The 20892-nt window shown below is 45.8% G+C and carries 19 protein-coding genes; 11 read left to right on the top strand and 8 right to left on the bottom strand.

Going from position 1 to position 20892, the window contains the following annotated elements; genetic code table 11:
- Positions 1 to 45: 45 nt before the first annotated feature.
- From ACMN7X_RS06970 to ACMN7X_RS06955, 4 genes are all read left to right on the top strand, one after another.
- A complete protein-coding gene (locus ACMN7X_RS06970; RefSeq protein WP_418746749.1) occupies positions 46 to 1227 on the top strand; it encodes a MalY/PatB family protein in 1182 nt (393 codons plus the stop codon).
- 139 nt (positions 1228 to 1366) lie between these two features.
- Positions 1367 to 2653 carry an aminotransferase class I/II-fold pyridoxal phosphate-dependent enzyme gene (locus tag ACMN7X_RS06965; RefSeq protein ID WP_418746748.1) on the top strand — a complete coding sequence of 429 codons (1287 nt, stop codon included), beginning with the start codon at positions 1367 to 1369 and terminating at the stop codon, positions 2651 to 2653.
- A gap of 70 nt (positions 2654 to 2723) precedes the next feature.
- Positions 2724 to 3680 carry an NAD(P)H-dependent glycerol-3-phosphate dehydrogenase gene (locus tag ACMN7X_RS06960; RefSeq protein ID WP_418746747.1) on the top strand — a complete coding sequence of 319 codons (957 nt, stop codon included), beginning with the start codon at positions 2724 to 2726 and terminating at the stop codon, positions 3678 to 3680.
- 136 nt (positions 3681 to 3816) lie between these two features.
- A complete protein-coding gene (locus ACMN7X_RS06955) occupies positions 3817 to 5676 on the top strand; it encodes a hypothetical protein (protein ID WP_418746746.1) in 1860 nt (619 codons plus the stop codon).
- Positions 5677 to 5930: 254 nt separating this feature from the next.
- Here the strand turns inward: ACMN7X_RS06955 and ACMN7X_RS06950 are convergent, their stop codons facing one another.
- Complete coding sequence (locus ACMN7X_RS06950) at positions 5931 to 6659, bottom strand: 4Fe-4S binding protein (protein WP_418746745.1); 729 nt, start codon at positions 6657 to 6659, stop codon at positions 5931 to 5933.
- 103 nt (positions 6660 to 6762) lie between these two features.
- Between ACMN7X_RS06950 and ACMN7X_RS06945 the strand changes: the two genes are divergently transcribed.
- Both ACMN7X_RS06945 and ACMN7X_RS06940 read left to right on the top strand, forming a co-directional pair.
- Positions 6763 to 7440: a Crp/Fnr family transcriptional regulator gene (locus ACMN7X_RS06945; RefSeq protein ID WP_418746744.1), complete on the top strand. Its 678-nt coding sequence runs from the start codon at positions 6763 to 6765 to the stop codon at positions 7438 to 7440.
- Positions 7441 to 7561: 121 nt separating this feature from the next.
- A complete protein-coding gene (locus ACMN7X_RS06940) occupies positions 7562 to 8146 on the top strand; it encodes a helix-turn-helix domain-containing protein (protein WP_418746743.1) in 585 nt (194 codons plus the stop codon).
- A 54-nt stretch (positions 8147 to 8200) separates the two neighbouring features.
- Here the strand turns inward: ACMN7X_RS06940 and ACMN7X_RS06935 are convergent, their stop codons facing one another.
- The 3 genes from ACMN7X_RS06935 to ACMN7X_RS06925 are packed head-to-tail and all read right to left on the bottom strand — an operon-like array spanning position 8201 to position 10404.
- On the bottom strand, positions 8201 to 8860 hold the full coding sequence (locus ACMN7X_RS06935) for a 3-oxoacid CoA-transferase subunit B (RefSeq protein WP_418746742.1): 660 nt from the start codon (positions 8858 to 8860) through the stop codon (positions 8201 to 8203).
- Positions 8860 to 9579 carry a CoA transferase subunit A gene (locus ACMN7X_RS06930; protein ID WP_418746741.1) on the bottom strand — a complete coding sequence of 240 codons (720 nt, stop codon included), beginning with the start codon at positions 9577 to 9579 and terminating at the stop codon, positions 8860 to 8862. The genes ACMN7X_RS06935 and ACMN7X_RS06930 overlap by 1 nt, the downstream gene beginning before the upstream one ends.
- A 30-nt stretch (positions 9580 to 9609) precedes the next feature.
- The gene (locus ACMN7X_RS06925; protein WP_418746740.1) at positions 9610 to 10404 is read right to left on the bottom strand and encodes an enoyl-CoA hydratase/isomerase family protein; all 795 of its coding nucleotides are present in this window, start codon (positions 10402 to 10404) and stop codon (positions 9610 to 9612) included.
- A gap of 202 nt (positions 10405 to 10606) precedes the next feature.
- Between ACMN7X_RS06925 and ACMN7X_RS06920 the strand changes: the two genes are divergently transcribed.
- Positions 10607 to 10888, top strand: a complete 282-nt coding sequence (locus ACMN7X_RS06920; RefSeq protein WP_418746739.1) for an acylphosphatase — start codon at positions 10607 to 10609, stop codon at positions 10886 to 10888.
- A 104-nt stretch (positions 10889 to 10992) separates the two neighbouring features.
- A complete protein-coding gene (locus ACMN7X_RS06915) occupies positions 10993 to 13827 on the top strand; it encodes an EAL domain-containing protein (RefSeq protein ID WP_418746738.1) in 2835 nt (944 codons plus the stop codon).
- A 55-nt stretch (positions 13828 to 13882) separates the two neighbouring features.
- Here the strand turns inward: ACMN7X_RS06915 and ACMN7X_RS06910 are convergent, their stop codons facing one another.
- Genes ACMN7X_RS06910 through ACMN7X_RS06895 form a run of 4 tightly spaced genes read right to left on the bottom strand, consistent with a single transcriptional unit; the run spans position 13883 to position 16946 of the window.
- Positions 13883 to 14632 (bottom strand): DUF624 domain-containing protein, encoded by a 750-nt coding sequence (locus ACMN7X_RS06910; protein ID WP_418746737.1) that lies wholly within the window; start codon positions 14630 to 14632, stop codon positions 13883 to 13885.
- A 14-nt stretch (positions 14633 to 14646) separates the two neighbouring features.
- Positions 14647 to 15243 carry a hypothetical protein gene (locus ACMN7X_RS06905; protein WP_418746736.1) on the bottom strand — a complete coding sequence of 199 codons (597 nt, stop codon included), beginning with the start codon at positions 15241 to 15243 and terminating at the stop codon, positions 14647 to 14649.
- Positions 15240 to 15959, bottom strand: a complete 720-nt coding sequence (locus ACMN7X_RS06900) for a hypothetical protein (RefSeq protein WP_418746735.1) — start codon at positions 15957 to 15959, stop codon at positions 15240 to 15242. The genes ACMN7X_RS06905 and ACMN7X_RS06900 overlap by 4 nt, the downstream gene beginning before the upstream one ends.
- Complete coding sequence (locus ACMN7X_RS06895) at positions 15960 to 16946, bottom strand: LacI family DNA-binding transcriptional regulator (RefSeq protein ID WP_418746734.1); 987 nt, start codon at positions 16944 to 16946, stop codon at positions 15960 to 15962.
- 337 nt (positions 16947 to 17283) lie between these two features.
- On the opposite strand from ACMN7X_RS06895, the gene ACMN7X_RS06890 reads away from it, so the two are divergent.
- The 3 genes from ACMN7X_RS06890 to ACMN7X_RS06880 are packed head-to-tail and all read left to right on the top strand — an operon-like array spanning position 17284 to position 20860.
- On the top strand, positions 17284 to 18237 hold the full coding sequence (locus ACMN7X_RS06890) for an ABC transporter permease (protein WP_418746733.1): 954 nt from the start codon (positions 17284 to 17286) through the stop codon (positions 18235 to 18237).
- 15 nt (positions 18238 to 18252) lie between these two features.
- The gene (locus tag ACMN7X_RS06885; protein WP_418746732.1) at positions 18253 to 19161 is read left to right on the top strand and encodes a carbohydrate ABC transporter permease; all 909 of its coding nucleotides are present in this window, start codon (positions 18253 to 18255) and stop codon (positions 19159 to 19161) included.
- Positions 19162 to 19174: 13 nt separating this feature from the next.
- The gene (locus tag ACMN7X_RS06880; protein ID WP_418746731.1) at positions 19175 to 20860 is read left to right on the top strand and encodes an extracellular solute-binding protein; all 1686 of its coding nucleotides are present in this window, start codon (positions 19175 to 19177) and stop codon (positions 20858 to 20860) included.
- Positions 20861 to 20892: the final 32 nt, after the last annotated feature.

The raw sequence follows: 20892 nt of genomic DNA, 5'->3' as shown, positions 1-20892 counted from the left end.
GGGGATATCCCCTTTTTAAAATTCAAATTCTGGGAGGAATAGAATATGAGTTTTGATTTTGATAAGGTTGTTGATCGAAAAAATACAAACTGCCTGAAATATGATTTTATGAGTGAATTTCATAAGCCGGAGGATGTCCTGTCTCTTTGGGTGGCCGATATGGATTTTGAATCTCCGAAAGAAGTGAGGGCTGCTTTGATACGGGCGGCCGAGCATGGAATTTACGGTTATACGGATACAAAGGAAGATTATTATGAGGCGGTGGCAGACTGGTTTGATGAAGGGTTCGGCTGGCGGCCGGAGAAGCAATGGATGGTAAAAGTTCCCGGGGTGGTTTTTGCTGTGGCTACAGCGATCCGGGGATTAACTGAGCCGGGAGATGCCGTGCTGATTCAGACGCCGGTTTATTATCCGTTTGCCGCGTCGATTGAGAGGAATGGCCGAAAAGTTGTCCGGAATTCTCTCTGCAATAAAGATGGAAAATATGTCATTGATTTTGATGACTTTGAAAATAAAATTCAGGAAAATAAGGTAAAATTATTTATATTATGCAGTCCGCATAATCCGGTAGGACGGGTATGGAATCGGGAGGAATTAATGCGCATGGGCGAAATATGTCAGTCCCATGGTGTGATTGTTGTTTCTGATGAAATCCACTGTGATTTTACTTATGCCGGGCATGACCATCATATTTACGCCTCTTTGGGGGAGAATTTTGCGGATCATTCGGTGATATGCACAGCGCCGAGCAAAACCTTCAATCTGGCCGGACTTCAGATTTCCAATATTTTTATTTCCAATCCTGAAATCAGGAATTCTTTTGTTAAAGCTTTGGGCAGGACCGGCTACGGCAGTCCGAATATGATGGGAATTTGTGCGGCTCAGGCGGCCTACCGTTTTGGTCGGCCGTGGCTGGAGGCCTTGAAAGCTTATTTGTCCGAAAATCTGGATTTGGTGCGCTGTTTTGTCAGGGAAGAATTGCCGGGCATCCATCTGGTGGAGCCGGAGGGGACCTATTTAGTCTGGCTGGACTGCCGGGACCTTGGCTATTCAGACAGGGAGTTAAATGAAAAGGTTTTAAATCAGGCAAAACTCTGGTTGGATGGCGGCAGCATGTTTGGAAAAGAAGGCGAAGGCTTCCAGAGACTTAATATCGCCTGTCCGAGGAGTGTCTTAAAGGAAGCTCTCATGAGATTTAAAAAAATATATGAAAAAGGCGCATTGTGAAATTGACGGACATCTGTCCTCCCCAGACGGAAAATTGGGTAAAATGCTGTAATTTAATAAAGTGGCAGAGAATTCTTGTCACTGAATAAACTTTGGTGTATAATTTAACATTGAAAAAGTGACAGGGAGGAAATGACACATGAAAGCTTACAGTCAGATGAGTAAGGATGAACTTTTAGCATTAAAATCCGATTTGGAAAAGGCTTATGATGAATTTAAAGCCCGGGGATTAAAATTGGACATGTCCAGAGGTAAACCGTCTTCAGAGCAGATGGACTTATCCATGGGTATGATGGACGTATTTCACAGCAGAGCAGATTTAACCGCAGCGGATGGCTTGGATTGCCGGAATTATGGTAATCTGGATGGTTTGCCGGAGGCAAAGGAATTAATGGCATCAATGATGGAGTGTCGTGCCGAAGATATTATTGTTTATGGAAATTCAAGTCTGAATGTTATGTATGATACAGTAGCTCGTTCGATGACTCACGGTGTTATGGGAAATACACCATGGTGTAAGCTTGACAAAGTCAAATTCCTTTGTCCTGTGCCTGGATATGACCGGCATTTTGCCATTACCGAATATTTTGGCATTGAGATGATCAATGTTCCGATGACTCCGGAAGGACCGGATATGGACATTGTGGAGAAGCTGGTTTCTGAGGATGAGGCGATTAAGGGTATTTGGTGTGTGCCGAAATATTCCAATCCGCAGGGGATCAGTTATTCCGATGAGACGATCCACCGTTTTGCCCATTTAAAACCGGCGGCAAAGGATTTCCGTCTTTACTGGGATAATGCTTACTGTATTCACCATTTATACCCGGATAAGCAGGATACCATTCTTGAGATTCTCGATGAATGCCGTAAAGCGGGTAATCCGGATCTGGCATATAAGTTTGTATCCACATCAAAGGTCAGCTTCCCGGGTTCCGGCGTGGCGGCTCTCGGCGCGTCTCAGGCCAATCTGGAAGATATTAAGAAACAGCTGACAATTCAGACGATCGGCCATGATAAGCTGAATCAGCTTCGCCACGTGCGCTTCTTTAAGAATATCGATGGAATGCATGAGCATATGATGAAACATGCGGCGATCATTCGTCCAAAATTTGAACTTGTTCTGGATAAGCTGGATAAGGAACTGGGCGGACTGGAGATCGGCGAATGGCTTCGTCCGATCGGCGGCTATTTTATCAGCTTTGATTCCATGGAAGGCTGTGCGAAGGCTATTGTCGCAAAGGCAAAGGAGGCAGGCGTTATAATGACCAGCGCCGGGGCGACCTATCCGTATGGAAAGGATCCGAAGGACAGCAACATCCGTATTGCCCCAACCTATCCGTCGATTGAGGAATTGAGCCTGGCGGTGGATTTGTTTATTCTTTGTGTGAAACTTGTCAGTGTAGACAAATTATTGGAAAACATGTAAAATATAAAGCGTGGTGTGAATCGCCACGCTTTTATCATATCATATATCATTGTATAGAGGAGACGAAGAGATGAAGATTACAGTGATTGGCTGCGGGCGTTGGGGCTCGTTTATTACCTGGTATCTGGATTCTATCGGACATCAGGTATTTTTGTATGGAAGAAAAACCTCCGCCCATATGCAGCGCTTCTTAAAAGAGAGAAAAAATAATCTGCTCACATTGCCGGAATCCGTGGGATTGTCAACGGATTTATCCATTGCGGCCGGAGCGGAAGTGATCGTTATATCTGTGAATTCCCAGGGGCTTCAGAAATTAATGGATGAATTGAAGGCTTTGAATTTGAGAGAGAAAAAAATCGTTCTCTGCATGAAGGGTATTGAGATTGAAACCGGCCGGCGTTTGTCCCAGATTGCCGAAGAAAATCTGGACAAGTCAAATTCGGTGGCGGTTTGGCTGGGGCCGGGACATGTTCAGGAATTTACCAATGGGATTCCGAATTGTATGGTGATTGACAGTAAAAATGCGGCGGTTAAGGCGGAGCTTGTAAAATCCTTTTCCAGTCCGCTGATTCGATTTTATTATGGGCAGGATTTGATCGGAAATGAAATCGGCGGCGCTGCCAAAAATGTGATCGGTATTGCGGCGGGAATGTTGGACGGTTTTCATTTGTCTACTCTGAAGGGGGCCTTAATGTCCCGGGGCACACGGGAAGTGGCGCGATTAATTAAGGCGATGGGAGGCAATGAGCTGTCGGCTTATGGCCTGTGTCATCTTGGAGATTATGAGGCCACCGTCTTTTCTGAGTTCAGCCATAACCGGCGTTTTGGGGAACTCTTTGTCCAGGGAAAGCAGAGCGATGATCTGGCTGAGGGGTATTATACGGTCAAAGCATTGATGAAACTGGAAAAGGAATATGATGTGGAACTTCCAATCTGCCATACGGTTTATGAGGTCCTCTATGAGAGGCGTGAGCCGTCTGAGGCATTGGAATCTCTTTTTACCCGCAGTTTAAAAAATGAATTTTAAGTAATAATTAACTATATTTCATAAAAATTAAAAAATGTTACAAAAAAATGACATTTTTCTCTTGATTAGTTCATACTTCTGGTGTTATTATATAAGAACGTAGAGGAATACAGATAATCAGGAGGCATAATCAAAAATGGCAGCGTTTAAGAAGATTGCGGCGGCAGCTTTGATGATGGTGCTGGCTGTACCGGCGGTAGCTTATGGTGCGGGAGAAACGGAGTATAGTCAGCCGATTAGGGATATAAAACAACAGCAGGCAGGAGTATTTCAATGTGAAAAGAACACCGAGGAATGGACGAAGGAAGTTGTTTTGACGGCTTCAGCGGTGCCGGACAGCGGAAAGACCCTTCCGGAATTTTCATTTTTATGGCAGGGAGCAAAGAGCACCGGCGATGGTGTGTATACAGTCAAGGAAAATGGCACTTATACGGTGAAATTGCAATTGCCGGAGGACAGCGGGTTAAAGGCGGAAGATATTCAGGTAGATGTGCAGAATATAGATATCCTGGGACCGGAAATTGTCAATATCACAAAGGATATATCCGGATGGACCAGCGGCCCTGTAAAAATTACAGTGGACTGTGAGGATTATCAGACGGCAGCTGAAGAAAACGCGGCCAAAGTGGCCGAAAGAGCAAAGGGCTCCGGGCTTCATCCGGAGGGCGCTTATTCCTTTGACGGCGGCAAAACCTGGACAAAGGATAATTTTATCACTGTTGAGGATAATACAACGATAGATTTTGCTGTTCGGGATGCGCTTGAAAATGTAACAAAACAGAATATTACGGTTGATAATATTGATAAATCACAGCCGTCAGTTCGCGTCAATATTGCGGACGGCGGTGTGCTGTATGAGGGTGAGGGCGGCAGTGTCCTGCTGTCAGCCAGCGCTTCGGATAACAGTTCGGGGCTGCATGCTCAGCCTTATTCCTGGGACGGCGGTGTCAGCTGGACCGGCGAAGCAACCCATGCAGTGACGTCAGCGGGCGATTATACAGTATTTGTGCGGGATAATGCGGGTAATTATACCCAGGTAACCCTGACAGTAAGCTATGCGCAGAGACCGCAGCAAAATAGCGGAGGCAGCGGTGCGGGAAGTTCATCTGCCGGAAACAATACTTATATGTCTGCGGGCAGCGAATCTATATATTATGGCGTTCCGGCGGCTCCGATTGCCGGAAACAGCACAAATGTAAACACCAACAGGGTGAACGGCGAAAAAGAAACAAAAGAGACGGAAAAAACTGAAGACAGAGAAACGGAAAGTAAAAAAGAAACCGAAAGCAAAGAGAGCGAAGCTTTAAAAACACCTTTGATGTCTGATGGCACATCATCGGGGTTCCCGATTCGCTGGATATTGATCATTATTGCTGCGGTGGCGATCATCATCGGTGTTGTTGTGGCGTCCAAACTGATTTCGGACCGTCAGGCGGCAGCCGGTCAATGGGATGATGATGACGAGCCGGATATGTCAAAGGTTTATGCCCGGGTTTCTGCTAATGAAAGTCAGACATTGAAGAAGGCAGCGGCAGCAGCGTCCGCTTCCGCAGTTATTGCATCAAAAGTGGAAGATGAAGCAAAAGAGGAAGCGCCAGTGCCGGAGACAGTTTCGAAGGCAGCACCGGAAGTGGTGGACGAACCGACAGTCCGGGTGGCAGCGCCTGAGATAGCGGCAGCGGCGGCAGTCACAGAGGCAGAGCCGGAAGAAGTGGACGAACCGACAGTCCGGGTGGCAGCGCCTGAGATCGCGGCAGCGCCTGAGATCGCGGCAGCGGCAGTTTCAGAGGCAGAGCCGGAAGAAGTGGATGAGCCGACAGTCCGGGTGGCAGCGCCTGAGATCGCGGAGACCTCGGCAGTTTCAGAGGCCGTATCGGAAGCTATGGATGAAGCGAAAGTGCCGGGAGCTGCTCCGGAACCGGTTGTTTTGGAAGGAGCGCACAGCCGTTTGATTTATGACCCTGCTACGGGCGACTACAAATATGAATTAAAATAGCCATTATTACATGGTTTTTAACAGGCAAAAAGCTGATATTCGGACATAATATCCGGATATCAGCTTTTTTCTTTGCAATAAACTTTTTGCACTCTATTTCCATTTTTTTATCAATATATTTCATATCGATACGATATACATCTAATGGTAATTGAATCATTTCCTGTCTATTCTGCCTGACAGCGTTAGGAAAATTTGTGTGAAAAAAAGTGCCAACGATTACTTGACAGTAACATGTGCTTTTCGTTGCTTTTTTATCTCTCAAGAATACGCCCATCGGTGGAGATGGTGACTACCTGCCATGGAATGAATTTGCCGCTGTTTTGCAAAGCGGTGACGGCGGCCCGTTCGATGCCTCCGCAGCAAGGTACTTCCATCCGCACGATGGTGAGACTTTTGATTTCATTATTTCTAATAATTTCTGTTAATTTTTCACTGTAGTCGCCTTCATCCAATTTCGGACAGCCGATTAAGGTGATTTTTCCGCGGATAAAGTCCTGATGGAAATTGCCGTAGGCATAAGCAGTGCAATCGGCTGCGACAAGCAGGTGGGCCCCGTTGAAGTATGGCGCGTTCACCGGTGCCAGTTTGATCTGAACCGGCCACTGGCGGAGCTGTGAATCAATGTTCCGGGCAGACCCTGATAACGGCATCTGAGGTGATGCGGCGGAATCTTCTCTTCGGATCTGGCGGGACTGGCTTCCGGGACAGCCGCAGGCCAGCGGTTTATCCGCATTTTTCTGATTTTTCTTTTTATTTTCCATAACGGCGGCTTCATCATAAGCAGCAGCTTCCCGTTCTACAAAGGTGATAGCGCCGGTTGGACAGGTTGGAAGGCAGTCGCCCAGGCCGTCGCAATAGTCGTCTCTTAACAGCTTTGCTTTGCCGTTGACCATTCCGATAGCGCCTTCATGGCAGGCACGGGCACAAAGGCCGCAGCCATTACATTTTTCTTCATCAATGTTTATAATTCTACGGATCATAGGGATTCCTCCTTTGGTTTTTCAATGTTTATTGACTTCATGGGAACAGTATAATACAATGATGACAACAAGTATGTTGTTTTAACAACGAAAGGAGAAAAAATTGAATTATAATTTTTTATCGAAAACGGTTTTATTCCGCGGAATGAGCGAGAAGGATATTGAGTGTATGCTGGATTGCCTTCAGGCAAAGCAGCAGCATTTTTCAAAAGGAGACATTATTCTTCGGGCCGGCAATGCGGCGCAGTCAATGGGACTTATTCTGGCGGGCAGCGCCAATATCGAAAATGATGATATATGGGGAAACAAAAGTATTCTGGATAATATCGGCCCGGGGCAGGTGTTTGCCGAAACCTATGCCTGTGTTCCGGGAGAGCCGATGATGGTGAGCGTGGTGGCTTCAGAGGCGGCGGAGGTCCTTTTTTTAAATATGAGTCGGGGGCTTCAAACCTGTTCGGAGCAGTGTCATTTTCATAACCGGCTGATACAAAATCTGCTGACTATATCGGCCCAGAAAAATTTGAATCTTTCACGGCGTATTTTTCACACAACATCGAAATCCATTCGGGGACGGCTTTTATCTTATCTGTCCTATCAGGCTACCCGTCAGGGAAGTCTGCAGTTTACCATTCCCTTTAACCGGCAGCAGCTGGCGGACTATCTCAGTGTGGACCGAAGCGCCATGTCTAATGAGCTGAGTAAAATGCAGAAGGAAGGTATGTTGACTGTCAATCGAAATTACTTTGTTTTGAATGTGGAAGCTTCAGATTATGGCATATAAGCGGTGAAAATGCCATGTCAAATTCTTTTGACACAGTGTTTTTGGCCGATGTTAAGCCCTTTTGATAGACGAAACATAAGATCATGGCCTATGCTGGAAGCAGGTCAGGAGGTAAGACATAATGGAATTGAACAAACAAATAAAAAAATATCGTACGATGATGAATTTATCCCAGGAGGATTTGGCAGAACGGGTGTATGTCACCAGGCAGACGATTTCCAATTGGGAGACGGGCAAGAGCTATCCGGATATTCACAGCCTGTTGTTGTTGAGTTCTTTATTCGATGTATCTCTTGATACTTTAATAAAAGGAGATTTAGAGATGATGAGAGAAAAGGTAAACGAAAAAGAGGTCAGGGAATTTAATTTTTATGCGAATATTTTTGGAGTGCTTTTGATCGGAACCGTTCTCAGCGCGGCGCCGCTGGTGTATTTTCTGGATATGAAAGGATTGATCGTAGTATTTGTTCTTTTTTCTGTAACGTTCATATTTGCCTTTAAGGTCGAAGGGTATAAGAAGAGAAATGATATTCAGACATATAAGGAAATACTGGCGTTCACCAATGGAGAACGGCTGGACGAAATATCCAAAAGGCAGGAAGAGGCCAAACGTCCATATCAGAATATATTGAAGGTTCTCATATCCGGCGGTCTGGGATTTGTAGTGACATTGATTTTATTTAAGTTACTTGTGATGTTTTTTTAAATTCGATATAGAAAGGGCTGCTGAAGCAAGCGTTTTCAGCAGCCCGGTTTAAGTTTATTCCATAATGCCGATTTCATCAGGGACAATCACATCTGCTTCCGTGCAGGCGAGAATGTCCTCGACGGTGTATCCCGGAGCAAGTTCTCTTAAAACAAGCCCTTCTGAGGTGACTTCAAAGTAGCATCTCTCGGTGACAATATCAGTAACACATTTGCTTCCTGTCAGAGGGAGTGTACATTTCTTTAGAATTTTAGAATCCCCATTTTTTTCGCAATGATCCGTTGCCACAATGATTTTCTTTACGCCGGCACAAAGGTCCATCGCACCTCCCATGCCCGGAACAAGTTTGCCCGGAATTGTCCAGTTGGCGATATTGCCTTCCTGGTCTACCTGGAGTGTACCGAGAACAGCCACATCGATATGCCCGCCGCGGATCAGACCAAATCCGGTTGGATGTTCATAAACGCTGCCGCCTTTAATGACGGAGGCAGGCATTCCGCCCGCATCGATGATATCAATGTCCGCATCGCTCCATTGAGGCGACGGGCCGCTGCCGACAGTGCCGATTTCAGCTTCCAGCCAAAGGTCCACGCCATCCGGGAGATAGTTGACACACATCAGAGGAACGCCGATTCCAAGATTTACAAAATCGCCGTCTTTAAAGAATTTTGCACAGCGGGATGCAATAAGTGCACGTCCATTCAGTTCTGCCATTACTTTTCGCCTCCTTCTGCTTTTGCTTTTAAACGCTGCCACATCGGGCATATATGACGGGTTTCACCGGTTCGCACATAAATCATATCGACCACAGGCGCCGGGACCTGAATTTCTTCAGGGCCAAGCTCGCCGAGTCCGACTAATTCCTCAACTTCGGCGATGACAAGGTCCGCCGCAAATGCCATATTGCTGCAGATAGCCCGGGAATTCATGCGGAAGGAAAGATTTCCGGCCGTATCAGCCTTGGTTGCCTTAATGAGCGCAATATCTGCGTGCAGAGGCAGCTCAAGGAGATATTCTTTGCCGTTGATCGTCAGTTTCTGTTTGCCCTTTTCCACATCTGTACCTATGCCGGTTGGCGTGAGACAGCCGCCGAGACCGAAGCCGCCGCAGCGAATGCGTTCGGAGAATGTGCCCTGAGGGCTGAACTCGACCTCGAGTTCTCCTGCAAACATTTGATCGCGGGCGATTGGGTTATAAGCGATATGAGTCGTAATAAGACTTTTTACCATTTTTGCTTTGATAAGTTTGCCGACACCCTGATCCGGCATACCAGCGGAAACAGCAATGGCGTTGATACCTTTAATGTCTTTTTGAACAAGCCTGTCGATGATGTCGTCCGCGGCAAATTCGCCGTGCCAGTCGCCGAACATAATTGTTTGTTCATCATGGAATTTATCAAGAATTTTATCCATTGTTACTACTTTTGACAGCAATTTAGTTCCCACCTTTCATAAAATATTTTGTTATTTGCCTTCAAAAACAGCTTTGCGTTTTTCAATAAATGCTTTGCAGCCTTCCTGAAAATCCATGGATGCGGCACATTCACGCTGCGTTGGAATTTCAGTTTCATCAAGCCATTTTTTATAGTCGGCATAATTTGCATCATAGATCTGTTTCTTAATATTTTTGTAAGACAGCAATGGACCGGCAGCCAGTTTTCTGGCAAATTTCATGGTTACTTCATCCAGTTCATCCGGCGTCGTAACCTTGTAGGCCAGTCCGAGTGATTTGGCCTCATCGGCGCTTAAAGGACGCCCCGTCGCTGCCAGCTCCATTGTGCGGGATACGCCGATTGCTTTCGAGAGCAGATAGGTTGCCCCTGTATCCGGCACAAGTCCGATGTTGACAAATGCGAGAATAAATTTGGCGTTATCGGCACAGATCATAAAATCTCCGCCGAGGGCAAGACTTACGCCGGCGCCTGCTGCGGCACCGCAAACGGAAGTAATGACCATTTTGCTCATTTTCTTTAATCCATCAGCCACAATTCCGACTTTGGCGATCAGTCCGTCCATATTCACATCGCCGCCAGCCTGAATTAATTCATAGAAATACCCGATATCACCCCCGGCTGAAAAGGCCCTGCCGGAGCCTTTGAGGACCAGTACCCTGACATTCGGGTCCTTTTCGGCTGTGTCAACGACATACATCAATTCGTCAGCCATCTGTTCATCAATGGCATTCAGGTTTTTCATGTAATTCATTGTGACAACAGCCACGCCGTCCTCAACAGTATAGATCAGTTTCTTTAGTTCCATATGCATACCTCCTCAATACATATTGACAAAAAATTGTCATAACTATATTATAAATGATTTGACAGAAAAAAACAACATACAAAAATTAAATATCTGAAAATTTATTCTAAATACATTATTATGTCTAACATTTTTGACGAAATTTTTTCAAATTATGTGTTATAATTATATTTGAAATAGAAATATGGTGGGGGAGAGCGATATGATAGAAAAAACAATTGTACGTCAACACATGAAAATTACAGGGCAGGTTCAGGGCGTTGGTTTTCGTTATCGCGCCCGTTATGCGGCCAGCGGTCTTGGGGTGACCGGATGGGTAAAAAATATGTGGGATGGAAGTGTGGAGTTGGAGGCCCAGGGGACGGCCGAACAGTTGAATCAAATGCTGAAGATCATTAATCAGAGTCCCTATATTTTGATTTCCTGGATTGATCGAAAAGAAATGCCGGTGGATCCGCATGAAACGGGGTTTCATGTGCGATGAGCGGATTATAGAAAAAATTCAGATGCGAAGTGACGCTATTGCATTTTTTTAAAATAAGTTCTATACTTTTAGTAGAACATAAAAATATCGAAGGGGGCGTCCTTATGCTGACTTTCTATAGTGTTATTGTTTTGGAAGTCGTTTTTTTAATGATACTCCTTGTGATTATGGCAAATACTAATGATTTGCTCTCGCAACATAAGCGCAAGTTGTTTCTACTACTCTTTTTCTGTATTATTCTGTCCATCATTGCAGAATGGTCGGGCAGTATGACGGTTCTTTTTAATGGAAGATACCGGCAGCTTCATATTTGGACGAAGGTGCTGGAACTTTCGATGACTCCGGTTGTTCCTTTTATATGTGCGCAGATATTAAATTATTCTGTGGATACTTCACGAAAAAATAAATGGGTTTATTATATCCTGACTCTCCATACCGTATTGGAAGTTTTGTCCGCTTTTGCAGGCTTCATATTTTATGTGGACAGTAATGGCGTTTTTTGCCATGGCCCTTTTTATTGGATTTATCTGGTGACTTATCTGGGAGGCTCTGTTTATGTACTGTGGAGCGGCTATCAGATTAGCCGCCAATATCAGAACAAAAACAAGATTATTCTTGTTATGCTGCTGGCCTTTTTGCTGGGCGGCGTCGCTGCGAATCAGCTTGATAAGAGTGTAAAGTCGGCCTGGCTTACGGTAGCTATCGTTGTAACGCTGCTTTACATTTTTTATAATGATATGGTGCAGCGGGTGGATGAAATGACTATGCTGCTCAATCGTTCCAGCTATAATAACCGGTTATCCCGATTGAGGGAGCCCGTTACGATCCAGTTTTTTGATGTGGATTTTTTCAGATCCGTGAATGAACAGTATGGCCGATCCTATGGCGATCAATGTTTACGGGCTATTGGAGATATTATCCGGGATATTTATGGTCAGCATGGCAAATGCTATCGGGTCGGAGGCGATAAATTCTGCGTTATTCTGGATTCAGCCGATCAGTCGATAACTGTATTGAATGAACGCTTTTTTGCCGCTATGGAAGAATACCGGGGGACGGATCCGCATTTTCCGTATATTTCTCTTGGGTATGCCCGGCATGAGCTTTCCGGGACAGATATTCAGGATACTGTACAGGCAGCAGAATCTAACATGTACCGTAATAAAGGGCGCAACAAAATCAAATACGGTCCTATTCCGCATCCGGCGATTCGGGAGAATACATCACTTGATGCGTACAAGATAGGAGAAAAGCAGAAGTCTGATATGCCAATGCTGGACACCAGCGGATTGACAAGCCGGATGTTTACCGCGTTTTCAGCCACTTCTGAGCGCAGTTACATATATCTGTGCAACATGGATACAAGAGTATCCAGATGGTCTCCGAATGCGGTGAAGTATTTTAATCTGCCGGGTGAGTACATGTTTAATGCAGGAACAATATGGGAGTCTTATATACATCCGCAGGACCGGAAAATGTACCATGATGATATCGAGGCTGTTTTCTCAGGGCGCAGTATGGTTCATGAGCTGGAATATCGGGTTCGGAATCATTTGGGAGAATATGTTGTCTGTACATGCCGGGGAGTGGTATTGAAGGGAAATGGCGTCGATCCCGATCTGTTTGCGGGGACGATCATCAATCACGGCATTGTAGATGATGTGGACCCTGTTACCAATCTGCATACGAATTCGGAATTTACAAAGAGTATTCAGCGCCTGATCGAAGAAAGGTCAGCCGCCTGTGTGATCAAATTGGGAATCGAACATTTCCGCCATGTCAATGCCATGTATGGCCATCAGGGAGGAGACCAGGTGCTGCGGCTTTTCGGAATGGAACTCCAGGAACTTGTCGGAAACAAGGGGCGGGTATTCCGGTTGGAGGGTGCAAAGTTTGCCTTTTATATGTATAATGTCAGCTGTGATGAAGCCCGGGAAATTTTCCGCCGGATCCGCCTTGGCGCAGAAAACTGCATCCAAATCAATAATTTGCGGATTCCTCTGCGGATTTACGGCGGTGCGGTGATGTTAGACAATCAACATTCCTATAATGATTATATAGTGCGCAGCAGTCTGATCTATGCGATGGAGCAGTCTCTGGAAAACTATCGCAGCGAACTGGTATTTAATGAAGATATTCCGCAGGCTGTCAATGTCAAGAATATTCAGCTGCATACGGATATTCATCGCAGCGCTATGGAAGGATGCAGAAACTTTTTCCTGTGTTATCAACCGATAGTTTCTTTTTCAACAGGAAAGGTTATCGGTGCGGAAGCGTTGCTGCGCTGGAAGCAGGAACCGTACGGTGTTGTGCCTCCGGATAGTTTTATCCCATGGCTGGAGAGTGATCCGGCGTTTATCCAGGTTGGAAATTGGATCCTTCGCCAGGCGATTGAGGAGACCAGGCCTCTTCGTCAGGCTGATCCGGCGTTTATCCTGAATGTTAATATTGCGGGTACTCAGCTGGAACACAGAGGATTCCGGGAGGATGTTTTGAATATTCTGGCTGATACAGGCTGTCCGCCGGAAAATCTGTGCCTGGAGCTGACGGAGCGCTGCCGCCACATGAATTTTGAGTTTTTATCGGATGAATTAAAGTTTTTCCGCTCCCATGGCATTATGATTGCTGTCGATGATTTTGGAACCGGTACTTCCTCTCTGACATTGCTGCTTCAGCTTCCTGTCAGTGAGATAAAAGTGGACCGTTTCTTCCTTTCGGAGATATTTACTAATGATAATTATCGATATCTGGTGGAGGGCATTTTGCAGCTTTCCAGGAAAGCCGGTTTATCCACATGTGTCGAAGGTATTGAGACGCAGGAACAGTATGAATTGATCGCCTCTCTCGGCGGATATTGCTATCAGGGGTATTATGCCAGCAAACCTGTTCCGATTGAGGGATTTCTGGATTTTTATTGGGAAAAAATGGGTTGTGAATAAAATAGGATTGCGAGGGAGCCAGCTCTGATGAGCTGGCTCCCTTTATTTAAATAGTTTATAATTCCTGAAATTGCTCTTCGATATGAAATGCTTCATTCATCTGTTTATAGATGAGAAATTGAGAGAGAAAGGCAATATACCAAATCCCGAGGAAAGGCAGGAGAAGCACGGTCCAAGGGGCAAAGAGAATATAAATTGCCCAATAGGCAAGCTGTAAAAGAGCGGCTGCTATTACTCTCCAAAAATATGTAATGACAAACAACATACAGTTTTTTAATCGGATAAACGTCGATTGCTCAAAGAGTGTCAGTTGGGGCCAGTAAAGCATACTGATCACCAGAAAAAGAAGGAAGGAAAAAAGATACAGCAATATGGTTCCGGGGCTGGGTGACGTTTCAGCCCACCAAAACAGCATACCCATAAAGGCAAATAATCCGATCATCAGCCCTGTCAGCGCGCCGGGCACTAGGCTTTCTTTCCAATTCTGTTTCCAGGAGCGCCGGTAATTTTTCCAAACATTTTGCGGGTCGTCTCTGAGTCCTCGGAGAATGGAATCATATAAACCTGCCAGAAAGGGACCGGAGATTGCTCCGCCGAGAATCGAGCAGGGCAGCAAGATCAGAACGCTTGAGGAAAGCAGGGCGTAAATAATACCTAAAGCCAGAGGTATGAAACCAACAATAGTCAGCAGGTTGATTTTCAACCAGCTTCCAAAATGAAGGGATAAAAGCTGCTTATAACGGCGAAATCCTGTTTGACGGATATTTTCGTCATATTCTTGGTCGTCCGAAATAAAAAGTCCCATATTGTTCTCCTTTCCTATGCACCATAGTGGCAATTTTTAAGAAATGTATCCAGATATTCCCGCGGGTCGCCTTCGAAGGATTCCTGACAGGAAAATTCTGCGATGATCGCATAATTTCCGTAGATTCCAAAGGCAGAAGCGCCTCTCGCATAGGGACTGTCCGTAAGATGGTAGGAAATCAATGTGTATTCCTGCCCATTCCAGGTGCCTGTTTCTTCACTGTCAATCTGATAATGTTCGTCAGCCATGGCGAGCCATTCTTCCCTGTTTTTTTCGGTTTCCTCCGTAGAAGAAGAACCGGACAACAAAAGGAAGAGCTGTGCGTCATAAATAGTTACTTCCTTTTCTTCATCATCTGTCTTATCAATATAAGAAGTTTCTTCGCCTATAGACCAGGTGGAATAATACATGCCGCTTGCCGCCAGAGCATCTTTATTATCCTGAAGCGTCAGTCCTTCCGGAGTGTCGATCCCCATGACATTGCTGATCGTGACCCAGTCATCGCTCCAGGGAGTTCCGTCTGCCGCCTTTTCCGGCGCGGGAACTTCACTGCAGGCTGTCAGGTTAAAGCAGAAAATGGCTGCAAGCAGGAAAAAAATGATTTTTTTCATGATATGTAAGCTCCTTCCGTTAATCGTTTCCACAAGGCTTCACAGCCCTCCGGATATTTTGTCGTTTTCTCTGTCCAGAAACCCCGTCGGCCTAAAAAAAGCGGCTCTACCAACGGACTGTTGTCGCCGGCGAATGTTTCGCCGAGCAGGCTGTAAGAATAAGTTCCGAGGTCATTTGCGGTGAGGACGGGACATTGACTCCAGGCGACGCAGGCCTCATCAACTGAATTGTCATAATCTGCCGGAAGAGAACCGTCTAAACGGCAAAGGGAATGATATTCCTCCTGAAACCGTTCCGGGTCTTCCAATAAGAAAAAATAGCTCTGACATTCCAGCAGGTCACCCAACAGAGATGTTCCGGCGGCGTAAACGGCTTCCGCGTCCTCTCCGCCGGCATATTGGGTCAGAAGTACCGATACTTTTCCGTCGCCGTTTAAATCTTCCCCCAGGGAAGCAAAAAGGTTTTCAACGGCGGAAACGGTATCATCGGGCAAAGGATCGGTTCCGACATAAGCAATCTGGTAATCCGGCTTGGTTTCGCCGAAACCCATGGCATGACAGGTAATGCTTATCAAAGCGGCTAAAAGGATGAGGCCGAGGGATACATGCCATTTGTGATAATGCCACCAGTTTCTCCTTTTCTCCGCAGATGTCAGGGTAACCGGCTCATCCGGTTTTACATCCCGGTATTTCCATTTTAAATATTCGCTTGCCATTTAAATCTCCTCCTGTGTCGTGCCGCCGGGGGCATAGATTCCGGGAAGGCATACCAGAGAAGGAATGTTGGAACGGTCAGAAGCAAGCAAAAGGTCCACGCAGGTTTCGGCCAACTTCTCGACAGGCTGTATGATCGTAGAGCAGAACAGACGGCCCGTACCAAACTGACGTATACCATCAAAACCGATGATCTGAACATCTTCCGGAACCCGGATATTAAGGTTTGCTAAAATTCCGCGGATACGTTCGGCCAGGAAATCGGTGGAACAGAAGATGCCGTCGATATCCAGCTTTCCTCCCGTAATATGGGAGAGAAAGAACTCATGAAAGTTTTCGGATGTCCCGTCGCCGTTCAGGCGCAGAACATCGCAGGGAATGTTTTTAGTGCGGCAGACCATTTCGAACCCATCGCCTCTTTTATCGGGTTCTCCGGGATAGGGGGATCCGGTTCGAAGGAAAGCCAGATGTTTACAGCCCAGTTCCAGAAGCTTTTCGGCAGCCAGTTTTCCACCGCTGTAATTATCCGTGGCTACACAGGGAATATCCGGTCCGAGGCTGCGGTCGATGCTGACAAAGGGAAGATCCTGATCGACCACCAGTGGATTATAAGTTAAGGCGATGACGCCGTCCACTCTGTTTTGACGAACCATATGGATACAATCCTGTTCCCGGTCAGGGCGCCTGTCGGTCAGATATAAAAGCATTCGATAATCCTGCCTGGCAAGGGCATTGTGGATGTACTGGGACAGGGAAGAAAAGTAGGGGTGGTCCACTGCCGGAAGGATAAGAGCGGCTGTGTAAGTTTTGCCGGCCCGAAGTCCTCTGGCATATTGATTCACCTGATAACCCAGTTTTTTTGCGGCGGCTTCTACTTTTTCCCGATAGCTGGCTCCAACGGGGAGCCCGTTAAATACTTTTGAGACGGTTCCCAGAGCAACGCCCGCTTCCCTGGCAACATCTTTCATAGTTGGTGTATTACTTTTCATGAATAATTCTCCTGTATATTCTATAATTTCTATGTTTATCATAGCAGATAAATTATCAGATGTAAAGGGACATTTCATGATTTTTCACATAATTTCATGAAACGTTATTCATAAAAAATGCATGTTAAAAAAGAAGAAAAAAATGAAAAAATAAAAGAAAACAACGAATATATCCCTAAAAATTTCCAATTATGATATAAGTTTTAACCAAAAAATCAATAAAAAATATTGACTTTTTTGATAGAGTTATGTATGATTTTTATAACAACGAAATAACGTTTCGCACATAACGTTACACGTCCAGTTAGAAACTATATATCAAGGAGGAGAGAATGGTATGAAAGCAAGTGAACAATCAAAGAACGGACAGCTGCCTGCTATGGGACAGGCTGTCAGAGGAAAACCTCTGGGCAGAAGGATTCGTGACAATTGGCAGCTCTATGCGCTGCTGCTGATCCCGGTGGTGTTGACGCTGGTCTATAAGTACATACCTATGTATGGTATCCAGATCGCCTTTCGTGATTTCAAGGCAAGCCGGGGATATTTAGGAAGCGAATGGGTGGGCCTTTACTGGTTTAAGAGGTTTTTCAGCGCGCCGAACTGTGTAAGAATGATCAAGAACACTGTTCTTCTCAGTCTTTATACATTGCTGTGGACTTTCCCGATTCCGATCATCTTGTCTCTGATCATTAATCAGCTGCGATTCGGAAAATTTAAGAGAGTTGTGCAGACGGTGCTGTATGCCCCTCATTTTATCTCTATCATGGTTATCTGTGGTATGATCCGTATTTTTTTAAGCCCTTCCGGCGGTTTGATCAACCTGCTTCTGGGAAGCAGTATTGATTTCCTGACGGAGGCTTCGGCATTCCGTACCATATATATTGCATCTGCTGTCTGGCAGGATGCCGGATGGGGATGTATCATTTATCTGGCAACTCTGGCCAACGTGGATCCGGGACTTTATGAGGCGGCAAAGGTGGACGGTGCATCAGTATTTCAGCGGATCCGAAACATCGATATCCCGGAACTTCTGCCTATGGCGATCCTGAATTTGATCATGGCAGCCGGCGGTCTGATGAATGTAGGATTCGAGAAGGTATGGCTGCTGCAGACAGATCTTAATAAGGCTGCCAGCGATGTCATTGCCGTTTACGTATATCAACAGGGTATTGAAAGTGCCAAGTACAGTTATTCAACAGCGGTGGGGTTGTTTAATACGATCGTCAATATAGCCCTGCTGTTAATTGTCAATAAGATTGCGTCCAAGGCTTCGGACGTAGAATTTGTATAAAGGAGGGGAGAAGATATGACAACATCTGCAGCGACAAAAAAGAAATCAACGGGAATCTCTGATAGGACCAGTGATATTATTCTTGTAGCCATCTGTCTGATAGTGCTTCTGATCGTGGCTTATCCTCTGTATTATGTACTGGTTGCCTCTTTCTCTGATCCTTATGATGTATATGCAGGAAAGACCTTCCTTCTGCCAAGCGGTTTCACGTTAGATGGTTATAAGGCGGTCTTCGCGGAGAAAACCATTGTTTCCGGATTTTTAAATTCTGTGAAGTATACTGTGATCGGAACGATATTTTCCGTGGCGATGCTTTATATCACGGCCTATCCTCTGGCCCAGAAGGATCTGCCGGGACGTAAGTTTTTAAGCATCTTTTTCCTGTTCACTATGTATTTTGGCGGCGGCCTGGTTCCTACCTATCTGGTAGTAAAGCAGACCCATCTGGTTGGAAGTATGTGGGCGTTGTTTTTGCCGGGCGGCGTAGGCGTTGGAAACATGATTATTGTCCGGAATTATTTCCAGAACAGTATTCCGAGAGATCTGATCGAAGCATCTTCAATCGACGGCTGCTCAAAGCTTCGAACTTTCATAAGTGTGGTTATTCCGCTGTCCATGCCGATATTGGCGGTTATGGTGGTATTCTCTATGGTAGCTTATTGGAACGACTGGTTTACTGCTTTGATCTATTTAGGCGGAAAAGGTTCTCCTCTGCCGCTTGTCATGAGAAATATCCTTATCCGAAGTTCTGCTTCTGCCTCTCAGGCGGCGACCATCTCGGGCGGTTATGCGGAGCTGAATAAACTGACGGAACTTTTGAAGTTCTGCTCCATGATCGTTGCGGCGGTTCCTATGCTGATCGTTTATCCTTTCGTACAGAAGCATTTTGAGAAGGGATTTATGGCCGGAGCTGTAAAGGGCTAGAAAGGAGAACGTTATGAAAAAGAGTGTGAAAAGAGTATGTGCGGCGGCATTGGCAGGGGCTATGATCTTGCTGCTGCCCGGCTGTGAAAACGGTTTGGTCAGCAATGTCAATGACGGCACTGTAAATCAGAATACAGATCAAACAGATTTTTATATTATGGGCGGTCAGTCTGCCCTGTCGGCAGGATATGACGACCTGGAGGTTTTGAATGCCCTTCAGGAGAATGCCGGCATCCATATTAACTGGGAGACTATGAGTGATTCGCTGAGTGAGCAGGTAAATATCCGTATCACCGGCGGTCAGCTTCCGGATGCATTCCAGGGCGTAGGTTTTTCCAACTATGATCTGGCCCGTTACGGAGATGACGGTACTTTCCTGGATCTGACACCTTATCTGACGCCTGACATTATGCCGAATCTGTGTGCAATTTTGGAATCCCATCCGGAGATCCGTGCGGCGGTGACTATGGAGGACGGCGGAATTTACGGGCTGCCTTCCGGTGAACAGATGACGACCGCCGGTATCGGGGCAGATATGGATGACGCATATTCCATTTTTTCTGTGCCTCAGTATAGTATGATCAACAAGGCATGGCTGGACGACCTGGGATTGGAAATTCCTACATCCCTGGATGAACTTCATGATGTTTTGAAGGCGTTTAAAGACAATGATATGTCGGCGAAGTATTATGGAAATGCAGCAGGTTCTACGATTCCGATGACTACGGGATTTGATGAATGGTGCTGGGGACAGAATATTTTCTATTCCGGTTTTGGTTTTACAAACTGGCCGAACGATGTTTGTAATGACCTTCATTTAAAGAGTGACGGCACAGTGGAGTTTGTCTGTGTCACGGATGCGTACAGAGACTGTCTGACTTACTTCCATGACTGGTATGCGGAAGGACTGATGGATACGGAAATGTTCAGCCAGAGTGACAGCCAGCTCATCGCCAAGTGTCAGCAGGGTTATGTTGGCGTATCCACATGGTGGTATATTGAAGAATTAATGGGTGAGTATGCGGATGATTATGTATTCCTGCCGCCGCTTACCGGGCCGAAGGGTACAGAGTACGAAGGAACCTGTAATGTTACCATCCGTCCGGGCAGCCCGATCAGTTCAGGCCAGCTCTGCATTACCAATAAGTGCGAAAGCCCTATTAATCTGTTAAAATTCTATGATCAGTGGTATGATGGAGAGACAGTTATGCAGCTTCAATACGGTCCTAAAGGCGTGTTCTTCACCGGACAGGAAGAGGGAACCGGTATGTGGCTTTCCATTACCGATGAAGAAGCCCGGGAAAAGTACGGAAAGAGCGCCGGCGAGCTGAGAAATCTTTATGAGGTTTATGGACCGAAGCTGATATTGGCAGAGTATTATAATGATGTATTTTATATGGAAGATCGGGCCATTGAGCGTTTGACGGATCTGGATACCTTCTGGATGCCTTATGTACAGGATACGACTTTTTATCCGGTGGATTGTGTGTTTACAGGTATGGAAATGGAAACGATCGACTGGCATAAATCTGATTTTGAGACCAGTGTCCGGGAACAGGAAGGACTTTGGCTTAAGGAAGGCGGGCCTACCGATGAAGAGTGGGAGGCTTATAAAAAACGCCTGTCCGACAAATGTGGTATGGACGATCTGCTGGAGGTTTACCAGAGTGCTTATGACCGCTATTCGGCGGCTGAATAAAATGAGAAGTATTTGTCTGTAAGGAGGATATT

This window comes from Frisingicoccus sp., assembly GCF_048388605.1.
In the GTDB taxonomy this organism is placed as follows: Bacteria; Bacillota; Clostridia; order Lachnospirales; family Lachnospiraceae; genus Frisingicoccus.
Note: the sequence above shows the minus strand (reverse complement) of the source record. Positions and strands in the feature narration are given on the sequence as shown.

What these genes read in the sequence shown, in the direction of transcription:
- ACMN7X_RS06970 (WP_418746749.1), top strand. Translation starts at nt 46, where the DNA reads ATGAGTTTTGATTTTGATAAGGTTGTTGATCGAAAAAATACAAACTGC.
- ACMN7X_RS06895 (WP_418746734.1), bottom strand. Translation starts at nt 16,946, where the DNA reads ATGAAAAGTAATACACCAACTATGAAAGATGTTGCCAGGGAAGCGGGC.
- ACMN7X_RS06905 (WP_418746736.1), bottom strand. Translation starts at nt 15,243, where the DNA reads ATGAAAAAAATCATTTTTTTCCTGCTTGCAGCCATTTTCTGCTTTAAC.
- ACMN7X_RS06900 (WP_418746735.1), bottom strand. Translation starts at nt 15,959, where the DNA reads ATGGCAAGCGAATATTTAAAATGGAAATACCGGGATGTAAAACCGGAT.
- ACMN7X_RS06960 (WP_418746747.1), top strand. Translation starts at nt 2,724, where the DNA reads ATGAAGATTACAGTGATTGGCTGCGGGCGTTGGGGCTCGTTTATTACC.
- ACMN7X_RS06950 (WP_418746745.1), bottom strand. Translation starts at nt 6,659, where the DNA reads ATGATCCGTAGAATTATAAACATTGATGAAGAAAAATGTAATGGCTGC.
- ACMN7X_RS06885 (WP_418746732.1), top strand. Translation starts at nt 18,253, where the DNA reads ATGACAACATCTGCAGCGACAAAAAAGAAATCAACGGGAATCTCTGAT.
- ACMN7X_RS06890 (WP_418746733.1), top strand. Translation starts at nt 17,284, where the DNA reads ATGAAAGCAAGTGAACAATCAAAGAACGGACAGCTGCCTGCTATGGGA.
- ACMN7X_RS06935 (WP_418746742.1), bottom strand. Translation starts at nt 8,860, where the DNA reads ATGGCAGAACTGAATGGACGTGCACTTATTGCATCCCGCTGTGCAAAA.
- ACMN7X_RS06915 (WP_418746738.1), top strand. Translation starts at nt 10,993, where the DNA reads ATGCTGACTTTCTATAGTGTTATTGTTTTGGAAGTCGTTTTTTTAATG.
- ACMN7X_RS06965 (WP_418746748.1), top strand. Translation starts at nt 1,367, where the DNA reads ATGAAAGCTTACAGTCAGATGAGTAAGGATGAACTTTTAGCATTAAAA.
- ACMN7X_RS06920 (WP_418746739.1), top strand. Translation starts at nt 10,607, where the DNA reads ATGATAGAAAAAACAATTGTACGTCAACACATGAAAATTACAGGGCAG.
- ACMN7X_RS06910 (WP_418746737.1), bottom strand. Translation starts at nt 14,632, where the DNA reads ATGGGACTTTTTATTTCGGACGACCAAGAATATGACGAAAATATCCGT.
- ACMN7X_RS06940 (WP_418746743.1), top strand. Translation starts at nt 7,562, where the DNA reads ATGGAATTGAACAAACAAATAAAAAAATATCGTACGATGATGAATTTA.
- ACMN7X_RS06880 (WP_418746731.1), top strand. Translation starts at nt 19,175, where the DNA reads ATGAAAAAGAGTGTGAAAAGAGTATGTGCGGCGGCATTGGCAGGGGCT.
- ACMN7X_RS06955 (WP_418746746.1), top strand. Translation starts at nt 3,817, where the DNA reads ATGGCAGCGTTTAAGAAGATTGCGGCGGCAGCTTTGATGATGGTGCTG.
- ACMN7X_RS06925 (WP_418746740.1), bottom strand. Translation starts at nt 10,404, where the DNA reads ATGGAACTAAAGAAACTGATCTATACTGTTGAGGACGGCGTGGCTGTT.